This window comes from Streptomyces sp. NPDC026394, assembly GCF_055567735.1.
In genome coordinates this window covers 180204-193375 of the sequence record NZ_JBVHPX010000015.1, presented here as the reverse complement: position 1 = coordinate 193375, position 13172 = coordinate 180204, and the positions used below count along the sequence as shown (strand labels likewise).

Sequence of the window (13172 nt, the reverse complement as noted above, 5' to 3'; positions counted from 1 at the left end):
TTGACGCGGGCCGGGCCGGGCGGGAGACGGGTACCGGGCCGTACGGGGTACGGGAGCCGGGCCGGGCGGGAGACGGGTACCGGGACGTGTGAGGCGGGAGGTGGGAAAGTACCCGTATGCGGTGGGTGGTCGGGGGAACGGGCGACGGGCGGGTGGCGGCGTGTGCCGTGGACGAGGCCGGGCGCCCGGTGGGAGCACCGGTGCGGGCGGGGAGCGTGGCGGAGGCCGTACGCGCGTGTCCGGACGCGGAGCGGTGGGTGTGGCGCTCGACCGCGGAGACGTACCGGAAGCTGCTCGCGGCAGGCGTCCGGGTCGAGCGGTGCTACGACGTCGAGGCGGCCGAGGCGCTGCTGATCGGGCACGAGGAGGGCCAGTCGGGCCAGCCGCGGTCGCTGGCCGCGGCGTGGGCGCGGCGGCACCGGCTGCCGGTGCCCGACGATCCGCCGGTGCGCGGCGCGGAGACCCAGCCGTCGCTGTTCGAGCCGGGTCCGGTGCCGCTGCCGCCGGGGGTGGACGAGTTCACGGCGTTGCTGGAGGTGTACGCGGGGCAGCTGGAACGTACGGAGCGGGCCGAGCATCCGGGCCGGATGCGGCTGCTGCTGGCCGCCGAGTCCGCCGGGATGCTGGTGGCCGCGGAGATGCGGCGGGCCGGGCTGCCGTGGCGGGCGGACGTGCACCGGGAGCTGCTGGACGAGCTGCTCGGCGAGCGTTACCCGGGTGGTCTGGAGCCGCGCCGTATGGCGGAGTTGGCCGAGGAGGTCTCGCGGGCGTTCGGGGAGGGCGTACGGGTGCGCCCGGATCTGCCGGGGGAGATCGTCAAGGCGTTCGCCGGTGCCGGGATCACGTTGCGTTCGACCCGTAAGTGGGAGTTGCGGGAGATCCGGCACCCGGCGGTGGCGCCGCTGCTGGAGTACAAGCGTCTGTACCGGTTGCACACGGCGCACGGCTGGGCGTGGCTGCAGCAGTGGGTGCACGAGGGCCGGTTCCGTCCGGAGTACCTGCCCGGGGGGACGGTCTCGGGCCGCTGGACGACCAACGGCGGCGGCGCCCTTCAGATCCCGAAGGTGATCCGCAAGGCCGTGGTGGCCGATCCGGGCTGGCGGCTGGTGGTCGCGGACGCCGAGCAGATGGAGCCGCGGGTGCTGGCGGCGGTCTCCCGGGACCGGGGGCTGATGGAGGTGGCGGGCAGCGGCCGTGACCTGTACGCGGATCTGGCGGCGCGGGCCTTCGGGGGCGACCGGGCGCAGGCGAAGCTGGGGCTGCTGGGCGCCGTGTACGGCCAGACGTCCGGGGACGCCCTCAAGCACATGGCGGACCTGCGGCGGCGCTACCCGGACGCGGTGGAGTACGTGGACGCGGCCGCCCGCGCGGGCGAGGAGGGCCGGCTCGTACGGACGTGGCTGGGGCGCACCTGCCCGCCGGCCTCCGTGGCGCCGCCCGACGAGGCGGGGCTGCCGCAGGAGGAAAACGTTCCGGCGTACGGCAGTACGGCGAGTGCCCGGGCCCGTGGCCGTTTCACCCGCAACTTCGTGGTGCAGGGCAGTGCCGCCGACTGGGCGCTGCTGATGCTGGCCGCGCTGCGCCGGTCGCTGGCGCCGCTCCGGGCGGAGCTGGTCTTCTTCCAGCACGACGAGGTGATCGTGCACGCCCCCGAGGAGGAGGCCGGGACGGTGGCGGAGGCCGTCGCGGAGGCCGCCGAGCTGGCGGGGCGCACGGCGTTCGGTGTGACGCCGGTGCGGTTCCCGTTCAGTACGGCGGTGGTGGAGTGTTACGCCGATGCGAAGTGAGGCGGCGGGGTAGGGGAAGGGTGGAAACCGGAGAGCGAGGAGGAGGGAGGAGAGGGAGTGCCTGCTGTGCATGTCGACCCTGAGCTCGCGCCCGTCCTGGAGCGGTTGCCTCCGCTTCTCGACCCGTACGCCGACATCGAAGGCACCCGCACCGGGATGCACACGCTCGCCCGGCACTTCCCCGCGGACCGCGACGGGGTGACGAGCGAGCGCTTCGCGGTGCCGCGGCCGGACGGTTCCCGGCTGGCCGTGGAGGTCTACCGGCCGGTGGACGCACCGGGTCCGCTGCCCGCGGTTCTGCACTTCCACGGCGGCGGATACACCTTCGGGCAGGCGCCGCCCGGTGAGGACCGTACGGCGATCGGGCTGGTCCGCGAGGTGCGGGCCGCGGTGGTCTCGGTGGAGTACCGCCTCGCCCCGGAGCATCCGTGTCCGGCGGCGGTCGAGGACTGCTACCTCGCCCTGGAGTGGACCGCCGGGCAGGCCGCGGCGCTCGGTGCCGATGCCGCGCGCCTCGCGGTCGGCGGGCAGTCCGCCGGGGGCGGGCTCGCCGCCGCCGTCGCCCTGATGGCGCGGGACCGGGGCGGTCCGGCCCTCGTCCACCAGTCGCTGGTCGTCCCCGACCTGGACGACACGGCGGGTACCGGGCCGACGCCCGCGGACAGCGACCCGCGGCTGCCGGACGGCGCGTTCATCCAGCGGGGCTGGCGGCACTACGCGCCGGAGGGGGCCGCCGCGTACCCGTACGCGGCGGCGGCCCGCGCCACCGATCTGCGCGGCCTGCCCGCCGCCTGCGTCGTCGTCTGCGGCCTCGATCCGCTGCGGGACACCGGGCTCGCCTACGCCCGCCGGCTGAAGGACGCCGGGGTGCGGGTCGCGCTGCACCACGTACCGGGCGCGTGGCACGGTTTCGAGATGTTCGCGCCGGACTCCCGCCTCGCGCGGGAGACGACGGCCCGCTGGACAGGACTGCTGCGCGCCGCCCTCCACGGGGACCGCGAGCCGCTCAGCCGGACGCCGTCGCCACCAGCCCCCGCGTGAACCGCACCATCGCCGCGACCAGCGCCTACCGCGGTTTCTCCGGCAGGTCCAGCCACCACAGCGCCAGCCCGTACAGGGAACTGCGGATCGCCTCGCCCAGCGGCTCCAGTTCGACCTCCGGCAGGCCCGGTACGTACTCGCGCAGCAGCGCCACGTCGGTGACGCGCTGACGGCGCTGCAATTCGCGGTGGAAGTCCTGCACCTCGGGGTCGCCGGTGGTGTCGCGGAACACCATGCGCCAGGTGTACGGGTGGGTCTGCACATGGCCGAACCAGGCGTCGTACGTCGCCGTCGTGCGGATGAGCAGGTCGCCCCACCGTGCAGGAGCCGCTCGACGGGCGCGGCGGCCAGTGTCGCCGATGGTGGTGCCGGCGTAGCCGGGTTCGGCGAAGAGGCGGGCGGCGGTGTCCTCGATGTGCGTACGGGTCTCGGCGCGGGCGGCACGGGTGCGTTCGACGGGGGGCATGACGCCTGTCCCGCCTTCTCGCCTCCGGCCTTCCCGGTGCCGGCGCCCCGCCCCGGAACGGGGTCCACAATGATCGTTTCCTTCCGTCTCGCCGACGTCGGCCTCCGCGCCGCCCGCGACGTTCCGCGGTCCCGTCCGCGCCCCGGCTCGCTGCCCGGACTGCGGCACGCCCGGACCGCGCTCACCGGTGACTCGCCACCGGTCCGCCGCGGCTGCGTCCCGGACGCGCCGCGCTGATCGCGTCCTGGGAGAACGACGACGAACAGGTCGCCGTCCTCACCCTGGGCGAGACCCGGCTCCGGTGTCTCGGCCCGTTCCTGCGCGCCGACTCCCCGGCGTCCGGCCGGGCCGCCGCCGATCCGGCCATGACCACGTCGGTCGCGATGGCCCGGCCGCCGCGCTTCGTCGGCGCCTTCTCCCTGTGGCGCAGCCTGCGCGCGATGACGGCGTACGCCTACGGTGCCCGGCGGCCCGAACACCGGGACACGGTCGCGGCGCATCAGGCACGGCCGTCCCACCAGGAGGCGGCGTTCGCCCGTTTCCGCCCGTACGCGGTGGCCGGAACGCCCGGCGGGCCCCCGCCCTCCGGAGCGGCGACCTCGGCGTGACCACGCCATAGACTCGGCGGACAGCCGAGCACGTACGGAAAGGGATCAGCGTTGGCCGACACCGGAGGGACTCCAGACGCCTCGGCACCGGCCACACACCCGGCCGGCGCGCCGACGCCCGCGCAGACCTCGGAACCCGCGAAGGCCGCGAAGAGCGGAGCGGCCCCGGCGACGGCGTCCGAGACCAAGCTGGGCCCCAAGGAGCGCCGCAAGCGGATCGCGGACCGGGTGCTGGCCGAGGGGCAGGTCAGCATCGAGGACCTGGTGCGGGAACTGGGCGTCAGCCAGATGACGGTCCACCGCGACCTGGACTCCCTGGAGCACCAGGGCTGGCTGCGCAAGGTGCGCGGCGGGGCGACCGCCGCGCCCAACGCCCTGTTCGAGTCCAACGCCCGCTGGCGCGGCAACGAGCAGGTGGCGGCGAAGGAGGCGATCTGCACGGCCGCGCTGGCCATCGCCGAGCCCGGCCAGGCCGTCATCATCGACGACTCCAGTACGGCGCTGCCGCTGGCCCGCTCGCTCGCCTCGCGCGGCGCGTACACGGTCATCACCAACTCGCTCCAGGTCATCAACGAGCTGGCCGAGGAACCCGACATCCGGGTGATCGCGCTGGGCGGCGAGTACCACGCCGCCTTCAACGCCTTCCTCGGCATGTCCACGGCCGACATCGCCCGCAGCTTCCGCGCCGATGTCGCCTTCCTGTCCACCTCCGCCGTCGACAACGGCCACTGCTACCACCAGGCGCAGGAGAACGTCCTGGTCAAGCGGGCGCTGATGGCCGCGGCACGGCGCAAGGTGCTGCTGGTGGACCACTCCAAGTTCGGCCGTCAGGCACTGTACGAGCTGGCGCCGCTGGCCGATTTCGACCTCGTCATCTCCGACGAACAGCTTCCGCGGGAGGAGCGGGACGCGCTGCAATCGCTGGGAGTACGGTACGAGTTGGCGACGGAGGGGGCGCATCGGACGTGAGCGGTGGAGGGGGCGTACCGGACGTGAAGGGCGGAGGGGGCGCGTCGGGCGTGAGTGACGAACGGGTTCCGGGCAGCGAGCAGGAGAGCGAGCAGCCGCCCGTGGCCGCCGGTGGCTTCGAGAGGGTGAACCCGCCCGAGCTGTCGCCGCCGACGGGTTTCAGCCATGCCGTACGGGCCGCGCCCGGCACCCTCGTGTTCCTGGCCGGCCAGACCGCGCTCGACGGAGCGGGCCGCGTCGTCGGTGCCGGCGTCGTCGAGCAGTTCGAACGGGCGCTGACCAACCTGCTGGCCGCGGCGCGGGCCGTCGGCGCGGGCCCCGGCGACCTGGCCAAGCTGACCGTCTTCGCCGTGGACGTGGCCGACTACCGCCGCAACGCGGCAGCCATCGGCCGGGTATGGAAACGGCTGGTCGGCACCGACTATCCGGCGATGGCGGTGATCGGCGCGACACGGCTGTGGGACGAGGCGGCGCTGGTGGAGATCGAAGGGGTCGCGGTCGTCCGGTAGCGGGCGGCGGAGGAGGCGCGGCCGGTCGCCGTCCGGTAGCGGCCGGCGGAGGCGTTGCCGGTGCCCGTACGTGTCAGGCCACCGGCACGCGTCAGGCCGTCGGCACGTTTCAGGCCACCGGCTGTTCCCGGTGCAGTGCCACCAGGTCGGCCGCGTCCCGCCCGTCCAGTACGAGCCCGAAGTCCGTCTCCAGTACGGCCGGGATCTCCTCGGCCGGAACCTGCCGCACCTCGCGGGACCAGTCCGGGCGGGTCAGCGTCAGCTCCGTACCGATCAGGGCGCGCCGCAGGTCAGGACCGGGCTGCTGGACCACCGTACGGCCGGTGAACGGCGAGCGCGGGTGGGTGGAGATGTAGTAGTTGAAGATGCCGTAGTCGGCCGGGTGGCGGGCCTCCGGGCCGAACGCGTACAGGTCGAACCAGCCGTCCGCGTGCCGCGAACGCAGCACCCAGACGCCGTCCGTCCCCTCCCGCACCAGGCCGAACGTCCAGCCGCCCTGCCGGACCTCGACACCGTCGCGCAGCGGGACCGGCTCCAGCAGCGCCTCCCCGCCGAAGCCCACGTCGGTGATCCAGTCCTCACCGTCCAGCCGCACCTTGAGGAGGGCGTGGGTGACCGGCCGGATCTTGGTCTCCCCCATGCGGATCCGGGCGCCCAGCCCCGAGACCCGGAAGCCGAGACGGTCCAGCGCGGCGGCGTAGAGCAGGTTCTGCTCGTAGCAGTAGCCGCCGCGGCGGCGGCCGACCATCTTGTCCTGGAGGGACTTCACGTCGAGGGGGACCGGCCGCCCCAGAACGATCTCCAGGTTCTCGAAGGCGAAGGCGGCGGCGTGCCGGGCGTGCAGCTCCCGCAGGGCGGCCGCCGTCGGCGCGCGCTCGCCCTCGTACCCGATCCGTGCGAGGTACGCGTCGAGGTCGAGCTGGTCCCCGCTCCAGATGCTGTCGGTCATGGCCGGTCCCTGCTCCTTCTGTGCCCCGGGCCACACCCCGGGGCGGATGCTCATCTGCGGTCGGCGACGCGTCGCCCCTGCGACCTTACGAGACGGCCGGAGGCCGGGGCGGCGGGGGCGGTGGGGGCGGATCGGCAGCGGCGGAGGCAGCGGGGGCGGGGCGGGACCGGCAGTGGCGGGGACGTCCTGCCCCGCTTCCTCAGACGATGACGCCGTCGAAGCCGTAAGCGGACGCGATGGCCGCGTGGTTCCGCAGCGGTACGTCCCAGGCGAAGACCTCCATCCGGCGGCCGTGCACACCGCGCAGCCGGTGGACGGCGGCCACGTACTGCGCGTTCACCTTGGAGAGCTGGGGGTTGATCTGGTCGACGTAGCGCGTGTACGAAGCGAGCGCCTTCAGCGGCGGGTTGCCGAGGAACCCCGTACGGACACCCGGCACCAGACGGTGCACCGTCTGCATGCTGCTCGCGCTGAAACTCTGCACCACCAGCCGGCGGCGCGCGTGCCCCCGGTCGAGCCAGCCCGCACCCGCCAGCTCCTTGACGATGCGTGCCTCGATGCCGGGGTAGAGCTGCGGGCTCTTGATCTCCAGCAGCAGCCGCAGGTCGTGGTCCTCCATCCGCCGCAGGAACTCCGCTAGCGTCGGCACCCGTTCACGCGCGAAGCGCTTGCCGAACCAGCTCCCGGCGTCCAGCCGTGCGATCTCGGCAGCCGTGAAGTCCCGCACCCGCCAGGGCGCCCGCTTGGGGAACACGCGCCGGACGTCGGTGGTCCGCGCCAGTGTGGTGTCGTGCATCACCACCAGCTTCCCGTCCCGGGTCTGCTGCACGTCGTTCTCGACCCACTTGAAGCCCTGCCGGTCCGCCGCGTCCACGGCGGCGAGGGTGTTCTCCGGCGCCACCTGGGAAGCACCCCGGTGCGCGACGACGACCGGGCCGGAGAGCCAGGGGATGTTCACGATGTCGGCGAGCGGGGCCGTCACCCGGCCGGCGGTGCCCGGGCTGGCCTGCGCGCTGCCTGCGCAGACGGGTGTCAGGCCGGTGATCAGCAGTGCGCATCCGGTGGCCGCCGCGATACGGAACGATCTCTGGTTCATCAGGGCCTCCCGGGCACGCCCACGGCAGACAGCAACGACTGCGACAGCCTTGCCCCGATATGCCCTTAAGCATTCAAGAATGCCGCCATGCGGGGGCGCACACGCTGCGGAGCGTACGCGCCGGCGTGTCGTCAGGCCGGGCGCTCCCGGTGGTGGGCAGTGCTTTCCAGGGCGGCCATGAGGGACCGTCACTCGCCGCCGACGCTCTCCAGCCGGTAGCGCTCGATGTCCGTACCCCCCTCGGCCCCGGCTTCCGCCGGTCCGCCCTCCTCCCGCCGCACCAGTCCGCCGGTCGGCGCCGCGAAGTGGCTCCCGAGCAGCAGCGCGCCGCTCCGCGCCACCTCGTCGAACAGCCACCGGCGGGTCCGTACGGCTTCCTCCGGGTCGATGTCGACGCTGCTGCACAACTGAGGGTGCGCCAGTTGTACGGGGTGGTGCACGCAGTCGCCGGTGATGATCGCCGACTGCCCCTGGCTGTGCAGGGCGACCGCGCTCTGGCCGGGCGTGTGGCCGGGCGCCGGGACGAGCGTGACGCCCGGGAGGATGTCGACGCCGGGCGCGGTGACGTCGATCAGGTCCAGCAGGCCGTGCTCCCGTACGGGTTCGACCGAGTCACGGAACATCTGCCGGCGGCTCTCCTCCATCTCGACGCCGGACCAATAGGCGTACTCGGCGCGGGAGGTGAGGTAGCGGGCGCGCGGGAAGGTCGGCTGCCAACTGCCGTCGGGGGCGAGGCGGGTGTTCCAGCCGACGTGGTCCGCGTGGAGGTGCGTGAGGATCACGTGGTCGATCTGCTCGGGCGGGAAGCCGGCGGCGGTGAGCCGGTCCAGGTACGGCGTGTCGAGCTGGTGCCAGGCGGGGTTGGCGCGCGTCTTGCCGTTGCCGATACCCGTGTCGACCAGTACGCGCACACCGTCGACCTCCAGCGCGAAGGTGTGCACGGCGGCGCGGAGCGTGCCGTCGGGGCGGGCGAACTCCGGTGCGAGCCAGGGCACTCCGGCCACGAGATCCGGCGTCGCCTCGGGGAGCAGCCAGGCACCGGTCTCGGGCGGCAGCGCGACTTCGTCGATGCGGTGCACGACGATGTCGCCGACGTGCCAGGTGCGGGCGGGGCGGGGGGACATGGGGCCTCCGTACGGGCGGGGAGAGCGGGGCGGGGCGAGCCTGGCCGGGGCATGACCGGGCCAGGCCGCGACCAGGCCGGAGCCGGGGGTCACCCCCGTGGCAGCAAAAGCTAACCATTTGCGTTAACCGAGACTAGCCCCCTAGGCTCATCAAACGCAAAGCATTAGCTTTAACGAGTGCCCGCCCCCAACCCTCGGCGCCACACCCGTCCCCCGCCCCTGCCCCGTACGGAGGTCCCATGCCCCCTTCTCTCCCCTCCCCCGCCCTCACCCCCGACGACATCGCCCACCTGGCCCGACGGGCCGGGCTCCCTCTCCCCGAAGACCGCCTGGCCGGCGTCGCCGCCACCGTGAACGCCATCGACACCGTCCTCAGCACCCTGCGCACGCTGCCCCTGGGCGACACACCACCCGCCCCCGTCTTCACCGCCGCCCCTCTCACCCCTTCCTCCCGCCCCCGGAAGACCTCATGAATCACACCCCCTCAGCCACCCCCGCCACTGCCTCCATGCCTGCCTCAATCCCCCTCCCCCACCACCTCTCCCTCACGGAAGCCGCCCGCCTCATCGCGGACCGCGCCCTCTCCCCCGTCGACCTCACCACCTCCGTCCTCGACCGGATCGCCGCCGTGGAGGGGAAGGCCGGCGCCTACGTGACGGTGACCGCCGAAGCGGCGCTCGCCTCCGCCGCGCAGGCCGAACGGGAGATCGCCGCCGGGCGCCACCGCGGGCCGCTGCACGGCGTCCCCGTGGCGCTGAAGGACCTGATCGACGTGGCCGGCGTACCGACGACGGCGAGCTCCCGGGTACGGGACGGCCACACGCCGGACGCGGACGCCGCCGTCACGGAACGGCTCCGGGCCGCCGGCGCGGTGCTGACCGGCAAGACCCACACCCACGAGTTCGCGTACGGCCTGACCACGCCGCAGACCCGTAACGCCTGGTCACCCGAGCACGTGGCCGGGGGCTCCAGCGGCGGTTCCGCGGCCGCCGTCGCCGCCGGCACGGCCACCTTCGCCCTCGGCACCGACACCGGCGGCTCGATCCGCGTACCCGCCGCCCTCAACCACGTCGTCGGCCTGAAACCGACGTACGGCCTGGTCCCCCGGCACGGCGTGACCTCCCTGTCGTGGTCGCTGGACCACGTGGGCCCGATCACCCGTACAGCCGGCGACGCGGCCCTGGTCCTCCAGGCACTCGCCGGACACGACCCGCGCGACCCGGCGTCCCTGGACCGCCCGCACGAGGACTACACCCGCGCCCTCGGCAAGCCGGTCACCGGCCTGCGCATCGGTGTCCCCGTCAACTACTACTTCGACCGCGTACAGCCCCAGGTGGCGGCCGCGGTCCGCGCCGCCGTCGACGCGCTCACCGCGCTCGGCGCCACCGCCGTACCCGTACACGTCCCCATGACGGAGTACGTCCACGCCGCCCAGTGGGGCCACATGGTCCCCGAGGCCACCGCGTACCACCAGGACACGCTGCGGGCCGTCCCCGACCTGTACTCCGACGAGGTACGGATGCTCCTCGAAGCCGGCGAGTTCTTCCCGGCCACCGACTACATCCGCGCCCAGCGCACCCGGACCCTGATGCACCAGGCGTGGCTCCAACTCTTCGACGGCACCGGCCATATCGACGGAACCGACGCCCCCAGCAGCACCGCCCACCACGGCCACGACGGAATCGGCCACCCCGGCAGCACCGTCCACCACGACGGCATCGACGTGCTCGCCGCCCCCACCGTCCCCGCCACCGCCGCCCGCGCCGACCAGACGACCTTCACCTGGTCCGACGGCTCGACCGAAAGCGTCTCCGACGCCTACGTACGTCTCTCCGCCCCCGCCAACCTCACCGGCTTCCCGGCCCTCTCCCTCCCCGTCGGCTTCGACGACCAGGGCCTGCCCATCGGGATGCAGTTGATCGGCCGCCCGCTGGCCGAATCCACCCTCCTGCAACTCGGCCACGCCTACGAGACCGCGCACCGGCCGGTGCCGCAGATAGCCCCGGCCTGATCGTCAGCCGGCCAGCAGCCGCTCCACCAGGCGCCGCGCATAGTCGGCGACGGCCCCGGAGCCGGCTGCCCCGGCCGTCCCCGCCGCCCTCTCCTCCACCGCTGTCTCCGGCCCCGGCCGGAACAGAATCCGGTACATGACCGGCGCCACGACCAGATCCATGGCCTCTTCCAGTTCCGGCACGGCTTCCCCGCGCTCGGCCGCCCGCCCCAGCAGGATCCGCACCTGCTCGGCCGCGTACGCGGAACACTGCCCGGCGTTGCTGCCGTCCGGATCACCCGCCAGCGCGTCCCGGATGTACGCGCGCCCGGCGGCGGACGCCATCTCCTCCAGGAACTGCTCGGCCCAGGCCCCGAGATCGGCACGCAGCGACCCGTGATCCTCCGGCGCCCCCTCCGGCCGCAGCCGCTCCACCGCCACGTCCGACAGCAGCTCCTGGAGGTCGCCCCACCGCCGGTACACGGTCGACGGCGTCACACCGGCCCGCGCCGCGACCAGCGGCACCGTCAGCCCGTCCCGCCCGCGTTCAGCGATCAGCTCCCGTACGGCCCGGTGCACCGACTCCTGCACCCGCGCACTGCGCCCCCCGGGCCGAGCAGCCTTCCTGCTCCCCTTGGCCACCGCCCCAGCACCGGAACCTTCGTTCATCCTGCCCGTCACCCCTCCACCTTAACGCGAAATATTTGCGTCAGTACTGCGGCGACCTCCAGCCGCAGGCAGCGCCCGCGTGCGCTTCTGTCACCCCCATGCCCTATGTTGCAGAGGCACGGTAGGGGGGCCGAAATGGTGCGGGATCACGACAGTCAACTACTGGAGTCGGTGGCGGTCCGCCGGCGCAGGATGCGTGACGCTCTGCTCTTCGGCGCCCAGCGGGGGCGGCGCACGGTGGACGAGCGGCTCGGGAAGATGTTCGCCGGGATCGTCGTCGCGGCCGTCCTGTGCGCGGGCTGCGTCGCATGGTCGTTCTTGCAGCACACGCTGGCCCAGCAGAAGGCCGAGCAGGAGAAACAGCAGCGCCGGACGCGGCAGTACGAACAACCGGCGAAGTCGGTGAAGTCGGCGGAATTCCGAAAACCCACTGATCATGTCCGGACGGGCGTTGCGGCATTCCGGGGACGAACGCAAAGTGCTTCCCCCGCTGGGGGGCGCCTTCTCGGAACAGCGACGAGTGGGGACCGAGAACACCGGCAGGTCCAGTCGGCCCGGGAGTTCGCCGGCGCCCCGATGGTAGGTTCCCGCGAGTGGTGAGCAGAACGACGACTTCGCAGGCCCGGCTGAGCCGGGTGACGTTGGTCGGCGAACGACGCCGGGCCGACATCGTGCTGCTCTCCGACACTCCGATAGGTCAGCTCATCCCGGACATCCTGACGTTGCTGGACGACCGGCCCGGACCCCGGCCGCTGTCCCGGCAGTTGATCACGTCCGACGGGTCCGCGCTGCCGCACGACAGCACACTGGCCTCCGCCGGGATCGCCGACGGCGCGGTGCTCCGGCTCGTCCGGACGCATTCCGCGCCGCCCGCTCCCGTCGTGCACGACGTCACCGACCAGGTGGCCGACGACCTCGACGTACGGGCCTGGCGCTGGCGACCCGCCGCGCGCAGGGTCGGCGCGGGTGCGGCGTCCGTGGGCTTCGCGGTGGCCGCCGCGCTGCTCGCCCGCCGTGAGGTCGCGCTCGGCGCCCTGGCCGGTGTGCTGTCCGCCGTCACGCTGGTGCTGCTGCCGGCCGGCGCGCTGGTTGCCAGGCTCGGGCGCGGCAATCGGGGCCTGGCGACCGCGCTGCTGGCCACCGCCGGCGGGCTCGGCGTGCTCGCCGCGTGGACGGCCGCCGACGCGTACGTCTGGCCGGGCCCGGCGCGGCTCGCCGCCGTCGCGGGCGCGCTGGTCCTGACGCTGGTGTTCCTCGGACACTTCTCGCCGCTGGGCAAGGGCGGCCTCGTCGGTGCCGTGACCACCGGCGCGCTCACCGTCGGATGGGAGGCGGTCGCCGCCGTACAGGACGAACCGGCCCGGCTCGGCGCGGTCCTGGCCGTCCTCTCCCTGATGCTCCTCGGCCTGCTGCCGCGGCTCGCCCTGATGGCGTCCGGTCTCACCGCGCTCGACGACCGGCGCTCGGCCGGTGCCTCGGTCAGCCGCCACCAGGTGGGTACCGCGCTCGCGGTGACGCACCGCGGGCTGGCCCTGTCGACGACGGTCACCGCGGTATCGGCGGCCGCCGCGGGCTGGCTGCTCACTCTGGCGGCACAGCCGTCCGTGTGGTCCGTGGCGCTCGCCTCGCTCATCGTCGTGGTGCTGATGTCGAAGGCACGGGCCTTCCCGCTGGTCGCCGAGGTCGTCGCGCTCTTCGCCGCCGCGTCGTGCGTCGTCGTACGGCTCGTCGTGGTGTGGATGGAGCACACCGGGGCTGCCGGGCCGCTCGCCGTGCTGTGCGCGGCCGCGGCGCTTCCCCTGCTCGTGCTGGCGGTGCAGTTTCCCGAGCATGTGCGGGTACGCCTGCGGCGCGTGGCCGACCTGGCCGAATCCATCGGCATGGTGGCACTCTTCCCGCTCGCCTTCGGGGTGTTCGGTGTGTACGGGCAGTTGCTCAACCGGTTCTGAGTCGTTTCGCGGGTG

The 13172-nt window shown here is 73.6% G+C and carries 14 protein-coding genes and 1 pseudogene; 10 read left to right on the top strand and 5 right to left on the bottom strand.

From position 1 onward, the window contains the following. Window positions 1-116 precede the first annotated feature (116 nt). Both ACZ4QV_RS29935 and ACZ4QV_RS29930 read left to right on the top strand, forming a co-directional pair. Window positions 117-1787, top strand: coding sequence for a bifunctional 3'-5' exonuclease/DNA polymerase (locus ACZ4QV_RS29935; protein ID WP_467763635.1), 1671 nt, complete (start codon window positions 117-119; stop codon window positions 1785-1787). Window positions 1788-1844: 57 nt separating this feature from the next. Then, window positions 1845-2828, top strand: coding sequence for an alpha/beta hydrolase fold domain-containing protein (locus tag ACZ4QV_RS29930; RefSeq protein ID WP_467763634.1), 984 nt, complete (start codon window positions 1845-1847; stop codon window positions 2826-2828). A gap of 25 nt (window positions 2829-2853) precedes the next feature. Here ACZ4QV_RS29930 and ACZ4QV_RS29925 read toward each other — a convergent pair whose 3' ends face one another. Then, entirely contained in the window at window positions 2854-3294 is a 441-nt protein-coding gene (locus tag ACZ4QV_RS29925; protein WP_467763633.1) for a TetR/AcrR family transcriptional regulator, read from the bottom strand. A 69-nt stretch (window positions 3295-3363) separates the two neighbouring features. On the opposite strand from ACZ4QV_RS29925, the gene ACZ4QV_RS29920 reads away from it, so the two are divergent. From ACZ4QV_RS29920 to ACZ4QV_RS29905, 4 genes are all read left to right on the top strand, one after another. Continuing rightward, window positions 3364-3531, top strand: a complete 168-nt coding sequence (locus ACZ4QV_RS29920) for a hypothetical protein (protein WP_361155572.1) — start codon at window positions 3364-3366, stop codon at window positions 3529-3531. A 128-nt stretch (window positions 3532-3659) separates the two neighbouring features. Continuing rightward, the gene (locus ACZ4QV_RS29915; RefSeq protein WP_361155570.1) at window positions 3660-3902 is read left to right on the top strand and encodes a hypothetical protein; all 243 of its coding nucleotides are present in this window, start codon (window positions 3660-3662) and stop codon (window positions 3900-3902) included. A 51-nt stretch (window positions 3903-3953) separates the two neighbouring features. Next, a complete protein-coding gene (locus ACZ4QV_RS29910) occupies window positions 3954-4871 on the top strand; it encodes a DeoR/GlpR family DNA-binding transcription regulator (RefSeq protein WP_467763632.1) in 918 nt (305 codons plus the stop codon). 101 nt (window positions 4872-4972) lie between these two features. After that, entirely contained in the window at window positions 4973-5380 is a 408-nt protein-coding gene (locus ACZ4QV_RS29905) for a RidA family protein (protein ID WP_467763644.1), read from the top strand. A 109-nt stretch (window positions 5381-5489) separates the two neighbouring features. Here ACZ4QV_RS29905 and ACZ4QV_RS29900 read toward each other — a convergent pair whose 3' ends face one another. From ACZ4QV_RS29900 to ACZ4QV_RS29890, 3 genes are all read right to left on the bottom strand, one after another. Then, window positions 5490-6329, bottom strand: a complete 840-nt coding sequence (locus ACZ4QV_RS29900; protein WP_467763631.1) for an arylamine N-acetyltransferase family protein — start codon at window positions 6327-6329, stop codon at window positions 5490-5492. A gap of 199 nt (window positions 6330-6528) precedes the next feature. Beyond that, entirely contained in the window at window positions 6529-7425 is an 897-nt protein-coding gene (locus ACZ4QV_RS29895) for a glycerophosphodiester phosphodiesterase (protein ID WP_361155564.1), read from the bottom strand. Between the two features lie 188 nt (window positions 7426-7613). Next, complete coding sequence (locus ACZ4QV_RS29890) at window positions 7614-8549, bottom strand: MBL fold metallo-hydrolase (RefSeq protein WP_361634295.1); 936 nt, start codon at window positions 8547-8549, stop codon at window positions 7614-7616. Window positions 8550-8788: 239 nt separating this feature from the next. Here ACZ4QV_RS29890 and ACZ4QV_RS29885 point away from each other — a divergent pair, with 239 nt between their 5' ends. Then, entirely contained in the window at window positions 8789-9022 is a 234-nt protein-coding gene (locus tag ACZ4QV_RS29885) for a hypothetical protein (protein ID WP_361155561.1), read from the top strand. Window positions 9023-9057: 35 nt separating this feature from the next. After that, a complete protein-coding gene (locus ACZ4QV_RS29880; protein ID WP_467763630.1) occupies window positions 9058-10560 on the top strand; it encodes an amidase in 1503 nt (500 codons plus the stop codon). A 3-nt stretch (window positions 10561-10563) separates the two neighbouring features. Here the strand turns inward: ACZ4QV_RS29880 and ACZ4QV_RS29875 are convergent, their stop codons facing one another. Beyond that, a complete protein-coding gene (locus ACZ4QV_RS29875; RefSeq protein WP_361155557.1) occupies window positions 10564-11208 on the bottom strand; it encodes a TetR/AcrR family transcriptional regulator in 645 nt (214 codons plus the stop codon). A 135-nt stretch (window positions 11209-11343) separates the two neighbouring features. Here ACZ4QV_RS29875 and ACZ4QV_RS29870 point away from each other — a divergent pair. Further along, a pseudogene (locus ACZ4QV_RS29870) lies at window positions 11344-11604 on the top strand (hypothetical protein); the annotation flags it as partial. A 197-nt stretch (window positions 11605-11801) separates the two neighbouring features. Beyond that, the gene (gene eccD / locus ACZ4QV_RS29865; protein ID WP_361155555.1) at window positions 11802-13157 is read left to right on the top strand and encodes a type VII secretion integral membrane protein EccD; all 1356 of its coding nucleotides are present in this window, start codon (window positions 11802-11804) and stop codon (window positions 13155-13157) included. The last annotated feature ends 15 nt before the right edge of the window (window positions 13158-13172 follow it).

What these genes read in the sequence shown, in the direction of transcription:
- ACZ4QV_RS29875 (WP_361155557.1), bottom strand. Translation starts at nt 11,208, where the DNA reads ATGAACGAAGGTTCCGGTGCTGGGGCGGTGGCCAAGGGGAGCAGGAAG.
- ACZ4QV_RS29925 (WP_467763633.1), bottom strand. Translation starts at nt 3,294, where the DNA reads ATGCCCCCCGTCGAACGCACCCGTGCCGCCCGCGCCGAGACCCGTACG.
- ACZ4QV_RS29935 (WP_467763635.1), top strand. Translation starts at nt 117, where the DNA reads ATGCGGTGGGTGGTCGGGGGAACGGGCGACGGGCGGGTGGCGGCGTGT.
- ACZ4QV_RS29880 (WP_467763630.1), top strand. Translation starts at nt 9,058, where the DNA reads ATGCCTGCCTCAATCCCCCTCCCCCACCACCTCTCCCTCACGGAAGCC.
- ACZ4QV_RS29895 (WP_361155564.1), bottom strand. Translation starts at nt 7,425, where the DNA reads ATGAACCAGAGATCGTTCCGTATCGCGGCGGCCACCGGATGCGCACTG.
- ACZ4QV_RS29915 (WP_361155570.1), top strand. Translation starts at nt 3,660, where the DNA reads ATGACCACGTCGGTCGCGATGGCCCGGCCGCCGCGCTTCGTCGGCGCC.
- ACZ4QV_RS29920 (WP_361155572.1), top strand. Translation starts at nt 3,364, where the DNA reads ATGATCGTTTCCTTCCGTCTCGCCGACGTCGGCCTCCGCGCCGCCCGC.
- ACZ4QV_RS29900 (WP_467763631.1), bottom strand. Translation starts at nt 6,329, where the DNA reads ATGACCGACAGCATCTGGAGCGGGGACCAGCTCGACCTCGACGCGTAC.
- ACZ4QV_RS29885 (WP_361155561.1), top strand. Translation starts at nt 8,789, where the DNA reads ATGCCCCCTTCTCTCCCCTCCCCCGCCCTCACCCCCGACGACATCGCC.
- ACZ4QV_RS29890 (WP_361634295.1), bottom strand. Translation starts at nt 8,549, where the DNA reads ATGTCCCCCCGCCCCGCCCGCACCTGGCACGTCGGCGACATCGTCGTG.